Source organism: Lysobacter enzymogenes, from assembly GCF_017168095.1.
GTDB classification, from domain to species: Bacteria; Pseudomonadota; Gammaproteobacteria; order Xanthomonadales; family Xanthomonadaceae; genus Lysobacter; species Lysobacter enzymogenes_D.
On sequence record NZ_LXSD01000496.1, the window covers coordinates 1 to 11,229 of the forward strand.

Genomic DNA, 11,229 nt, shown 5'->3' on the forward strand with positions numbered 1-11,229 from the left:
CGCACGCGCGGCGGGGGCGGCGTTGTTGCGGTTGCCGGCGGCGGTGGCGTTGCTGCCGGCGTTAGCGCCGGCGTTCGAACGCGCGCCCGCTGCGGCCGCGCTGTCGGCCGGCGGCGCCGGTTCGATCTCGGATTTCAGCTCTTCCGGCGCGGTCGCGCTGCGCGCCTTCGGCTTGCGCTGCTTGAGCTCGCTGAGCCGCTGCGCGGCGGCCTGCTCGGCCGCGGCCTGGGCCGCCGGCGAAGACGCCGAGGCGGTCTCGGGCATCGCCGGCTGGGTGTCGAACCCGCCCGCGTCCACCGGCGGCGGCGGCAGCGACAGCAGCACCAGCACTTCGCGGCCGCGGTCGAGCTGCGCGGCCGGCTTCACTTCGCCGACCAGGAACGCGCGGCTGTCGTCGGGCTTGAGCGCGGCGATGGTGCCGACCGGGAAGCCCGGCGGGAAGCGCCCGCCGAGGCCCGAGGTGACCAGCACGTCGCCGACGCGCACGTCGCTGGACAGCGGCACGCTGCGCAGGGTCAGGCGGTCGCTGCGGCCTTCGCCGTAGGCCACCAGGCGCACGCCGTTGCGGGCGACCGCGACCGGCACCGCGTGCGAGGGGTCGGTGATCAGCAGCACGCTGGCGTGCAGCGGGGTGATGCCGGTGATCTGGCCGAGCAGGCCGCCGGCGTCGATCACGCTCTGGCCGACGCGCACGCGCTCGCGGCTGCCGGCGTCGAGGATCAGGCGCTGGCGCGAAGGGTCCAGGTCGATGTCGAGGATCGGCGCCAGCACCACGTCGAGGTTGCCGCGCTCGGCCGCTTCCAGCAGCCCGCGCAGGCGCAGGTTGTCGGCGGCCACCGATTGCAGCCGGGCCATGCGCGCCTGGTTGAGCAGCGCTTCGTTGCGCAGGCGGCGGTTCTCGTCGGTCAGCTGGCTCAGGGTGCCGGCGTCGTCGCTGACGCGTTCGACCAGCCGGCCGGGCCAGCCGGCCACGGCCCACAGCGGCGCGACGATGGTCGCGGCCTGCTTGCGCGCCTGGCTGAGCCAGCCGCCGCGGTGGTCGAGCACGATCAGCACCAAAGCCAGCGCCAGATAGGCCATCAGGCGCAACGTGTCGGCGACTTCGCCGCTGCGGGCTGCGGTGGGTGGGCCGGCGTAAGGGGGCATCGGGCCGGAAGGTCGCTGTCGGAATCAGGTGGAGTAGAAACGCGAACGCAGCGAAAGTTCGCTGCGCGCGTGACGATGAGGCTCGGTTTGGATCTTACCCATTGCGCCGCGCGGCGGACGCACGAGCGGACGGCATCGGGGGAAACGCCGTCCGCGCGTACCGCGCGTTTGCAGCGACGGCAGGATCACTCCGGCGCGAAGAACTCGTTGCCGTGCATGTCCACCAGCTCCAGCGCGCGGCCGCCGCCGCGGGCGACGCAGGTCAGCGGGTCGTCGGCCACCTGCACGTGCAGGCCGGTTTCCTCGCTGATCAGGCGGTCCAGGTCGCGCAGCAGCGCGCCGCCGCCGGTCAGCACGATGCCGCGCTCGGCGACGTCGGCGCACAGTTCCGGCGGGGTCTGCTCCAGCGCCAGCTTGATCGCCGAGACGATGCCCGACAGCGGCTCGCGCAGGGCTTCGAGCACTTCGTTGGAATTGATCGTGACCATCTTCGGCACGCCCTCGGCGAGGTTGCGGCCGGAGATTTCCACGGTGCTGGCGCGCTCCTGCGGGTAGGCGCAGCCGATCTCGAGCTTGATCCGCTCGGCGGTGGCTTCGCCGATCAGGGTGCCGTAGGTGCGGCGCACGTAGTTGATGATGGATTCGTCGAAGCGGTCGCCGCCGATGCGGACCGAGGCCGAGTAGACGATGCCGTTGAGCGCGATCACCGCGACCTCGGTGGTGCCGCCGCCGACGTCGACGACCATCGAGCCGCGCGCCTCGGTCACCGGCATGCCGGCGCCGATCGCCGCGGCCATCGGTTCCTCGATCAGGTAGACCTCGCGCGCGCCGGCCTCTTCGGCCGATTCCTTGATCGCGCGGCGCTCGACCTGGGTCGAGCCGCAGGGCACGCACACCAGCACGCGCGGGCTCGGACGCAGGAAGCGCGACTTGTGCACCTTGCGGATGAAATGCTTGAGCATTTCCTCGGTGTAGGTGAAGTCGGCGATGACGCCGTCCTTCATCGGCCGGATCGTGGTGATGTGGCCCGGGGTACGGCCGAGCATCTGCTTGGCCTCGCCGCCGACCGCGGCGACGGTGCGGTTGCCGCCGATCATGCGGTCCTGGCGCACCGCGACCACGGACGGCTCGTTCAGCACGATGCCCTGGCCGCGGACATAAATGAGGGTATTCGCCGTGCCCAGGTCGATGGACAGGTCGTTGGAGAACATGCCGCGAAACTTCTTGAACATCGGGGGATTGGGCCGTCAAAAATGGGGGCGGAGCGGGGCCGTTAGCCTAGCAATCGCCCCCCCTGCGAGCAAGGAAAATCAACGGTTTCGGGGGACGCCGGCTATTCAGCCAGACCCCGGCCGGAGCGGTCGCCGACCCTGGGGATAACCCTGGGTCCGGGGTCGGACCGGGCCGGGCTCGGGTCGTGGGCCGGCCCTGTCTTCCACCCCCGGGCGACGGGTCCGGCCCGGGGGCCGGAGGGCCCGGTCGCCGGGTCGGAAAACCGGGGGCGGCCGGGGCCGGCGGCGCAAAGAACTGGCCGCGCGCGCGTCCAGCGGCTACCCTACCGCCGCCGGGCGGCCACAAAGTCGCCCGTTTTTGCGTTCGCGGATCGGACTCCGCAACGACGACGTGTCCAATAACGAATCTTCGGGGTGAACCTACATGTCTGCGCTGATCTGCGGCTCGCTGGCCTACGACACCATCATGGTGTTTCCGGACCAGTTCAAGAACCACATCCTGCCGGACAAGGTCCACATCTTGAACGTGTCGTTCCTGGTGCCGCGCATGCGCCGCGAATTCGGCGGCTGCGCCGGCAACATCGCCTACAACCTCAAGCTGCTCGGCGGCGATCCGTTGCCGATGGCCACCGTCGGCCAGGACTTCGGCCCGTACCGCACGCACCTGGAAGCCTGCGGCATCCGCCTGGACTGCGTGCGCGTGTTCGAAGACCAGTTCACCCCGCAGTGCTTCATCACCACCGACCTGGACAACAACCAGATCACCGCCTTCCACCCGGGCGCGATGTCGAACTCGCACAGCAACCATGTGCGCGACGTGGCCGGCGTGACCTTCGGCATCGTCGCGCCCGACGGCCGCGACGGCATGCTGCAGAACTCGAAGGAATTCGCCGAACTCGGCATTCCCTTCATCTTCGATCCGGGCCAGGCGATGCCGCTGTTCAACGGCGAAGAGCTGCGCGCGTTCATCGAGCAGGCCGACTACGTCGTGGTCAACGACTACGAGTCCAACCTGCTGCAGACCCGCACCGGCTGGGACGAGAAGCAGATCGTGTCGCGGGTGAAGGCCTACATCACCACGCTCGGCCCGCGCGGCGCGATCATCCACACGCCCGAAGAGACCTACACCATTCCGCCGGCCTACGAACGCCGCGTGACCGATCCGACCGGCTGCGGCGACGCCTTCCGCGCCGGCCTGATCTTCGGCATCGAGAAGGGCTACGACTGGCTGACCATCGGCCGCATGGGCAATCTGATGGGCGCGCTGAAGGTCGAGCACCCGGGCACCCAGAACCAGCGCTTCGACTACACGGAGTTCGCCGAGCAGTTCCGTCAGCAGTTCGGTTACGCGTTGTAAGCGCAGCGGCGTTCGCGCCTGCGAAAAATCCCGGCTCCGGCCGGGATTTTTTTTGGGCTTTCAGCCCGGGCACTTGCTCCTGTAGGAGGGCCTTCAGGCCCGATGCTTTTGTTTCAGGTCGCGGCGATCTGAGCCAAGAGCATCGGGCCTGAAGGCCCTCCCACAGGCTCAGAACCTACAGGCTTAGAGCCCACAGACTCAGAACCCTCGGGTTTAGAATCGGCGCGACCTCCCGCCAGGATCCGCCCATGCCGCGCCGCGCCCCGCTCCGCCTGCCGCTGCTGTTCGCCACCCTGCTCGCCGCCTGCGCCGCGCACGCCGACGGCGTCGGCCTGGGCACGCTGCAAACCCGCGAGCCGGTCACCGGCACCCAGGTGCCGGCGGCGATCTTCTATCCCAGCCGCGAGGCCAAGGCCGACGCCTCCACCGACATCGGGCCCTACACCGTGCAGGCCCGGCGCGACGCCGCGCCGGCGGACGGCAAGTTCCCGCTGATCGTGCTCTCGCACGGCCACCTGGGAAGCATGTACGGCCACCACGACCTCGCCGCGGACCTGGCGCGGCACGGCTACATCGTCGCCGCGCCGCAGCACACCGGCGACAGCTACGACGACGCCAGCGGCGCCGGCACCGACCGCGCCCTGCTCGGCCGCGCCTGGCAGGCCAGCGCGGTCATCGACGCGCTGCTGGCCGACCCGCGCATCGGCGCGCACGTCGACGCCGAGCGAATCGGCGCCGCGGGCTTCTCCGCCGGCGGCTACACCACGCTGCTGCTGCTCGGCGCCAAACCCGATTTCGATCTGTTCCCGAAGTACTGCGCGCAGCATCCCGGCATGCCCGAGCTGTGCGACCGGCCGCTGCCGGCGAAGATGCGCACCTTCGACGCGCCGCCGCCGACCGTCGACGCGCGCGTGCGCGCCGGCTTCGCGATGGCGCCTTTCAGCATCCTGTTCGACGCCGACAGCTTCGCCGGGATGAAACGGCCGGTGTTCCTGTACGTCGCGCAAAAGGACCAGGTGCTGGCGCCGGCCGACAACGGCCTGCGTATCCGCGGCCTGATTCCGAACCTGGCCGGTTTCGCTGAAGTGCCCGGCGCCGGGCACTACGTGTTCCTGCCGCCGTGCAGCGCCGCCTTCGCCAAGGAAGTGCCGGCGATCTGCACCGACGCGGCGGGCGTGGATCGCGCGGCGGCGCACCGCGACATCAACGCGGCGGCAGTGAAGTTCTTCGACGCGCAGTTCAAGGCGAAGGCGGTCGCGCCGGCGCAGAGCGCGGGCCAGGTGAAAAACGAGCTGTGATCGAAAGTTGGACGACCTACCTGTAGGAGCGACGCGAGTCGCGACTGCGGGGTAGCCGATCGCGCCGAACCTTTCGCCGTAGTTGCGGATTCGCGGTCGCGACTCGCGTCGCTCCTACAGGGGGATCGCGCAGTCGCGCGGTCAGCGGGTAGCGCCGCGCCAGCGCGCGAATGCCGCGGCGTCGCCATCGAACACGTTGAGATCCACCGGCCCGTCGATGCCGGCGACACGCGCGCGGTTGTGGTATTGCCACAGCGTCCACGCTGCGCGCGAATCCGGCGCGTGCAGGATCGAGCGCCGCCACAGCGGCCGCGGCGGCAGCGCGTCGCGGTAGGCGTCGAAGAATTCGGGCGTGACGTACAGCAGCGCCGGCCGCGCGTAGGCCGCTTCCACCGGCGCCAGGAACGCGTCGAGTTCGGCGCGCATCGCCGCCGCGTCGGGGCGGCGGCCGCAGTTGCCGCCGAATTCCAGGTCCAGCGCCGGCGGCAGCGCATCGGCGCGGGCGGGAGCGGCGGCGAGGAAGTTCGCCGCCTGCTCGGCGCCGCCGCGGCAGAAGGTGAAGAAGTGATACGCGCCGACCGCTACGCCGGCCGCGCGCGCGCCGGCGGCGTTCTCGCCGTAGCGGCGGTCGCGGTGGTCGCCGCCTTCGCTGGCCTTGAGGTAGGCGAAGGCGACGTCGTCGCGCGCGACCGCGTGCCAGTCGATCGCGCCCTGATGATGCGAGACGTCGATGCCGCGCAGCGGATAGCGCTCGCGGTCGGGTTGCCAGTGCAGGAACCATGCGCGCGCGGCGACGCCGGCGGCCAGCACGACTGTGGCGATGGCGAGCGTGCGCATCGCGATGCGGCGCCAGCGGATGCGGTCGAATCGGTCGGGCATGGTACGGGTTCCGTCCGCGGCTTCGGCGCGGCTATGGGTCTTGGTCGGACGGAGCCAGGGCCAAGGCGATGCCGGCGCGGTGGGCGTTCGCCTACTTCCAGCCCGGCATCTTCTCCGGCTTCAACCCGCCGACCTCGAACGCCGCGGTGCGGGTGCCGCCGGCCTTGACCGGGAATTCGATGCTCAACTCTTTCGCACCGCCGACCAGCTTCCACAGCGCGCGCTCGTCTTCGACGAACATGGCGATGGCCTCGTCGGTCTTGGGCCGGCTGCCGGCCATGGTCCTGGTCTTGCCGTCCGCGGTCACCTTGAGCTTGCAGCCGCCGTAGCAATTGAAGTCGCCGGTCTGCAGCACGAGGTAGCTGCTGCGGCCCCAGTCGGGATGGTCGCGGAAGATCAGCTGCACCGGGCGCGGCGTGCCGCCGTCGGTTTCCACGTTGGCCTTGGCGTAGATCGAGGCCGACAGCTGGGTGCCGTCCTTGCCCTTGGCCAGCTTGACCGGCGTGCTCATGTACGACCACAGCGACTCGACCCGGCGCTGCTCGCGCGCGGCCTTGGCCTTGCCCTGCGCCTCTTCGTACTGCGCGCGGATGCGCTCGGCGGTCGGCGTGCCGGCGTACCTGGAGGTCACCATCTCGCCGTAGGCCGCGGCCATGTCCCATTTCTGCTCGGCATAGGCGGCGTCGAAGTTCTTGGCTTCGGCGGCGGCGGCCTGTTCCTTCTGCGCGGCTTGCGCGGCCTCGGCGATCTTCGGATCGGGTTTTTCGCAAGCCGCCAGGATCAGCGCGGCGGCGAGCAGGGCGGTGGCGTGGCGGACGTTCATCGCGGGCGTGCCTCGGTTATCAGTCGGTTCACCGCGTCGGCGGCTTGTTGCGGGCGTTCGACGATCGACATGTGGCCGCAGCCCTGCAACAGCACGCGCTGCGCCTGCGGCAGGCGCGCGGCGTACAAGTCCAGGGCGCTGGGATCGATCACCACGTCCTGCGCGCACCATAGCAGCAAGGACGGCTGGCGGATGCCGGCGGCCTCGATGCCCGGCAGGAAACGCTCGTCGCTGCGGCCGATCCTGTCGAGCACGGATTGCTCGAATGCGGCGTCGCGGCGGCGCTTGTCGATGTAGAAGCGGCTGGCCGGCCACGGGATGATCGGCTTGGCCGCCTCGTCGTAGAACACGATGTCGATGTAGCGCTGCAGCGAGGCCGCGTCGTCGACCGCGAACGGATTCCTGCCGCGCAGCACCGCCAGCCCGAACGCGTTGTCGTTGAAGCGCACGCCGGCGGCGTCGAACAGGCCCATGCGGTCGACGTCGCGCGGATGCCGCGCCGTGGTCAAGGCGACGATGCCGCCGCCCATCGAATGGCCGAGCAGCACCACCTCGCTGCCCGGTTTGCGCGCCACCTGTTCGATGAAGCGCGCCACGCGCGCGCTCTGCGCCAGGAAACCGTAGTCGCCGCCGGCCTTGCGCTCGCTTTCGCCCCAGCCGGGCAGGTCGGGCACGAACAGGCGGTAACGGCCGCGCAGGCGCTGCGCCAGCGGATACCAGTTCTCCTTGCTGCCGGTGAAGCCGTGGATCATCACCAGCGTCGGCGCGCCGGCCGGCGCTTCGTCGTTGTAGGCGTAGACCCAGCGGTGGTCGTCGATCTTGGCGGCGTTGCGGGTCAGGCCGGCGAGCCAGCGCTGGCGCGCATAGTCGGCCAGCACCGCGCGATAGGGATCGGGCCACAGCCAGACCGCCAGCGCGCACAGCAAGACGGCCGCCCCGAAGGCGGCCGTCTTGAACAGGGCGCGACGCTTGCGCATGCGTTCGCGCGCCCGGAGCTTACTGCCCCGCCGGCGCGGCCGGCGCCGCCTTGGCCTTGGCGATGACCGCCTCGACCGAACCGGTGGTGATCGGGTGATAGCCCGGCTTGGCCTTGGCGAAGGTGTCCTCGGCCAGCTTCAGGCCCTCGGGGGTTTTCACCAACTCGTCGTAGGTCGGCATGATCAGCTTGCGGCGGCCGATCTTTTCCAGGAACGCGGCGATCGCGGCGTCGGCCTGGCGGTAGCCGCTGCGCACCGCCAGCGGATACCAGCGCTGGGCGATCTCGCCGTTGGGCGTGCCGGTGAACTTGTAGGCCGCGTCCAGCGCCTTGAGCTGATCGACGCTGAGCGTTTCGGGCATGCCTTCGATGAAGTGCACCCATTCCTGGGTGCTCCACTTCGCGGTCGCCGCGGCGTCGGGCAGCTTGCCGCCGTCGATCCAGGCCTTGCGCGCGGCGTCGACCGCGTCGAAGCGCGGCGACACCGTCGCCGGCGCCGACTTCGGAATGCCCGGGCCGTAGATCCACTCGTCCAGCTCGGCCTCGCTGACCTTGCCCGGATGCTTGGCCAGCAGGTTGGCCTTGGCGTATTCGACGAACTTCGCGGTCGGGATCGACTGGAACGCGAAGTGGTCGAAGTAGCCGCGCAGGAACGGATCGAACACGTCGCGGCCGTAGCGCTGCTCGAGGAACTGCAGGAACCACGCGCCCTTGGTGTAGACGGTGGCGCTGGAGGCGTCGTCGGGATCCTTCAGCGTACCCGGCTTCAGCGCCAGCGCCTGCAGCTTGGGATCGATGGTCTTGAACTCGGCGGCCAGTTCGTTGCGGCCGATCACGTTCTCCATGTCGGCGCGCTCCTTGCCGTACAGCGCCTCGACGATGCGGTTCTCGACGTAGCTGGTGAAGCCTTCGTTGAGCCAGCCGTCCTTGCTGCTGCTGAAGGTGACCAGGTTGCCCGACCAGCTGTGCGCCAGCTCGTGCGCGACCAGCGACACCAGCGACTTGTCGCCGACGATCACGGTCGGGGTGGCGAAGGTCAGGCGCGGGTTCTCCATGCCGCCGTACGGGAACGACGGCGGCAGCACCAGGATGTCGTAGCGCTCCCAGCGATAGGGACCGTAGAGCTTCTCGGTGGTCTCCATCATCTTTTCGGTGTCGGCGAACTCGCTCGCGGCCTTCTTGACCATCGCCGGCTCCGCCCACACGCCGCTGCGGTTGGAGATCGGCTGGAACACCAGGTCGCCGGCGGCGATCGCGAGCAGGTAGGACGGGATCTTCTGCGGCATCTTGAAGCTGTAGTCGCCGTCGCGCGCCGCCTTCGGATCGTTGTCGGCGCTCATCAGCACCATCGCGTCCTTCGGCCCGGTGACGTGCGCGGTGTAGGTGAAGCGCACGCTCGGCGTGTCCTGCAACGGCACCCACGAACGCGCGTGGATCTGCTGCGACTGGCTGAACATGAAGGGCAGCTTCTTGCCCTCGGTCATCGACGGCTCCAGCCATTGCAGGCCGGACGCGTTCGGCGAGGTCGAATAGGCGACGCGGATGCGCTTGTTGCGCTGCGGCGCCTCGATGGTGAGCTTGCTGCCGAGGGTCTTGTCGGCGTCGGCGAGCGCGAACTTGAGCTCCTGCCACTTGCCGTCGGCGCCTTCGCCGAACACCTGCTCGATGTTCAGGTCGCGGGTGTCGAGCACCAGCTGCACGGCCTTGGGGTCGGTCCAGTCGAGGGTGTAGGTGGCGCTGCCGGACAGGGTTTTGGCGGCGAAGTCGACCTTGAGCTCCAGGGCGAGGTCGTCGATGCGGACCAGGTCGGGCTGGGCGTAGGAATGTTCGTCGCGGTCGGCCGCGGCAACGGCGGTGTCGCTCACTTTGGCCTCCGGGGTCGCGGCGGGCTTGGCGGAGTCGGCGGCGGGCGCGGCGTCGCGCGAGCAGCCGGCGGCGGCGAGGGCCGCGACGAGACAGACGGTGAGGATCGAGGTGCGCATCGATGGACCAACCACACAATGGGATGAAAGGCCGAGTGTAGCGTCTCGTCCCGCGGCGGGGCTTGTGCATCTTGGCAGTCGACGCGGTGGGCGCGACGGGGTTCGGGCGGGATCCGGAGCTCTGTCCGCGGCGGCGGCTGACGCGTGTGGGCGGGCTCGCCTGCGGCGCGGCGCGAGTGTCGGGCGGACGGTCGTCTGCGCGGGCAGCCCGTTCGCGGTCGGTGCGGTCGCGGCTCCCCGGCGTCGCAGGGGCTGCGGCCGACCCGCCGGATGGCGCCGTGTGATGGCGCAGGCGGCACGCAGCGTCCCGGCGGCGCGGGGTGACGGAGGCTCCGCGGCCCGGCTAGTCTTGTCCCGTTCTTCCAACATTCGGAACTTTAGACATGAGCCTACCCCTCGCAGGAAAAGTCGCCCTCGTCACCGGCGCCAGCCGCGGCATCGGCGCCGCCATCGCCCGCCGCCTCGCCGCCGACGGCGCCGACGTGGCCATCACCTACGTCAGCTCGGCCCAGCGCGCCGAAGACCTCGCCGCGCAGATCCGCGCCGGCGGCCGCCGCGCCGTCGCCATCGCCGCCGACGCCGCCGACGCGCAGGCGGTCACCGCCTCGGTCGAGCGCACCGTGGCCGAGCTCGGCCAACTCGACATCCTGGTCAACAACGCCGGCGTCTTCGCCTACGGGCCGTTCGAGGACGAGACGCTGGAGAACTACGAGCGGGTCATGGCGATCCACGTGCGCGCGCCGTTCGTCGCGGCGCAGGCCGCTTCGCGGCACCTCGCGCGCGGCGGCCGCATCATCACCATCGGCAGTTGCCTGGGCGAGCGCGTCGGCGCGCCGGGCATGGCGCTGTACTCGCTGAGCAAGGCCGCGGTGGTCGGCTTGAGCAAGGGCCTGGCGCAGGACCTGGGCAAGCGCGGCATCACCGTCAACACGGTGCAGCCGGGGCCGATCGACACCGACATGAATCCGGCCGACGGCGAAGGCGCCGACCACCAGCGCGCGGGCCTGCCGCTGGGCGAATTCGGCAGCGCCGACGACATCGCCGCGACCGTGGCCCATCTCGCCGGCCCGGGCGGCGCGTTCATCACCGGCACGCAGATTTCGGTGGACGGCGGGTTTTCGGCGTAAGGCCGTCGCTGACGCGTCGCTGCGGCCGCCTCGTACCGTCATCCCCGCGAAGGCGGGGGTTCAGAGACTTCAGAGTCGTGTCGCGATAAGGCCCTGGATTCCCGCCTTCGCGGGAATGACGGCAGATAGGTCGCGTTGCTTGACGCTTGACCGCGTCCCTTAAAGAACGTCATCCCCGCGAAGGCGGGGATCCAGAGACTTCAGAGCCATGCCTCGGTAAAGCCCTGGATTCCCGCTTTCGCGGGAATGACGTTGGGTGGGTTGCGTCGGTTGACGCCTGGCTGCGTCTCTTACAGAACGTCATCCCCGCAAACGCGGGGATCCAGAGACTTCAGCGTTATGCCTCGATGAAGCCCTGGATGCCCGCCTTCGCGGGCATGACGGTAGGTGGGCTTCGCTGCGTCTGTTT

General features: G+C 70.0%; 10 protein-coding genes. 4 read left to right on the plus strand and 6 right to left on the minus strand.

Annotation, left to right across the window (positions count from 1 at the left end):
- On the minus strand, positions 1-1,146 hold a 1,146-nt coding region (mreC, locus tag A7A76_RS20375), incomplete at its 3' end, for a rod shape-determining protein MreC (protein ID WP_206413026.1).
- A gap of 185 nt (positions 1,147-1,331) precedes the next feature.
- Positions 1,332-2,378, minus strand: a complete 1,047-nt coding sequence (locus A7A76_RS20380; protein ID WP_057949112.1) for a rod shape-determining protein — start codon at positions 2,376-2,378, stop codon at positions 1,332-1,334.
- Between the two features lie 424 nt (positions 2,379-2,802).
- On the opposite strand from A7A76_RS20380, the gene A7A76_RS20385 reads away from it, so the two are divergent.
- The 3 genes from A7A76_RS20385 to A7A76_RS20390 all read left to right on the plus strand — a co-directional run bounded on the left by A7A76_RS20385 (position 2,803) and on the right by A7A76_RS20390 (position 5,033).
- Positions 2,803-3,735, plus strand: coding sequence for a carbohydrate kinase family protein (locus tag A7A76_RS20385; RefSeq protein ID WP_206413027.1), 933 nt, complete (start codon positions 2,803-2,805; stop codon positions 3,733-3,735).
- Positions 3,736-3,780: 45 nt separating this feature from the next.
- Positions 3,781-3,867 carry a DUF6053 domain-containing protein gene (locus A7A76_RS26955; protein ID WP_428995207.1) on the plus strand — a complete coding sequence of 29 codons (87 nt, stop codon included), beginning with the start codon at positions 3,781-3,783 and terminating at the stop codon, positions 3,865-3,867.
- Between the two features lie 116 nt (positions 3,868-3,983).
- Positions 3,984-5,033, plus strand: coding sequence for an alpha/beta hydrolase family protein (locus A7A76_RS20390; RefSeq protein ID WP_206413028.1), 1,050 nt, complete (start codon positions 3,984-3,986; stop codon positions 5,031-5,033).
- 141 nt (positions 5,034-5,174) lie between these two features.
- On the opposite strand, the gene A7A76_RS20395 is transcribed toward A7A76_RS20390, so the two are convergent.
- From A7A76_RS20395 to A7A76_RS20410, 4 genes are all read right to left on the minus strand, one after another.
- On the minus strand, positions 5,175-5,912 hold the full coding sequence (locus tag A7A76_RS20395) for a GH25 family lysozyme (protein ID WP_206413029.1): 738 nt from the start codon (positions 5,910-5,912) through the stop codon (positions 5,175-5,177).
- A gap of 91 nt (positions 5,913-6,003) precedes the next feature.
- Complete coding sequence (locus A7A76_RS20400; protein WP_206413030.1) at positions 6,004-6,735, minus strand: hypothetical protein; 732 nt, start codon at positions 6,733-6,735, stop codon at positions 6,004-6,006.
- Entirely contained in the window at positions 6,732-7,712 is a 981-nt protein-coding gene (locus A7A76_RS20405) for an alpha/beta fold hydrolase (RefSeq protein WP_206413031.1), read from the minus strand. Before A7A76_RS20405 ends, A7A76_RS20400 begins: the two co-directional genes overlap by 4 nt.
- 19 nt (positions 7,713-7,731) lie before the next feature.
- Positions 7,732-9,693: a M1 family metallopeptidase gene (locus tag A7A76_RS20410; protein ID WP_206413032.1), complete on the minus strand. Its 1,962-nt coding sequence runs from the start codon at positions 9,691-9,693 to the stop codon at positions 7,732-7,734.
- A gap of 383 nt (positions 9,694-10,076) precedes the next feature.
- On the opposite strand from A7A76_RS20410, the gene A7A76_RS20415 reads away from it, so the two are divergent.
- Complete coding sequence (locus A7A76_RS20415; RefSeq protein WP_206413033.1) at positions 10,077-10,820, plus strand: SDR family oxidoreductase; 744 nt, start codon at positions 10,077-10,079, stop codon at positions 10,818-10,820.
- Positions 10,821-11,229 lie beyond the last annotated feature (409 nt).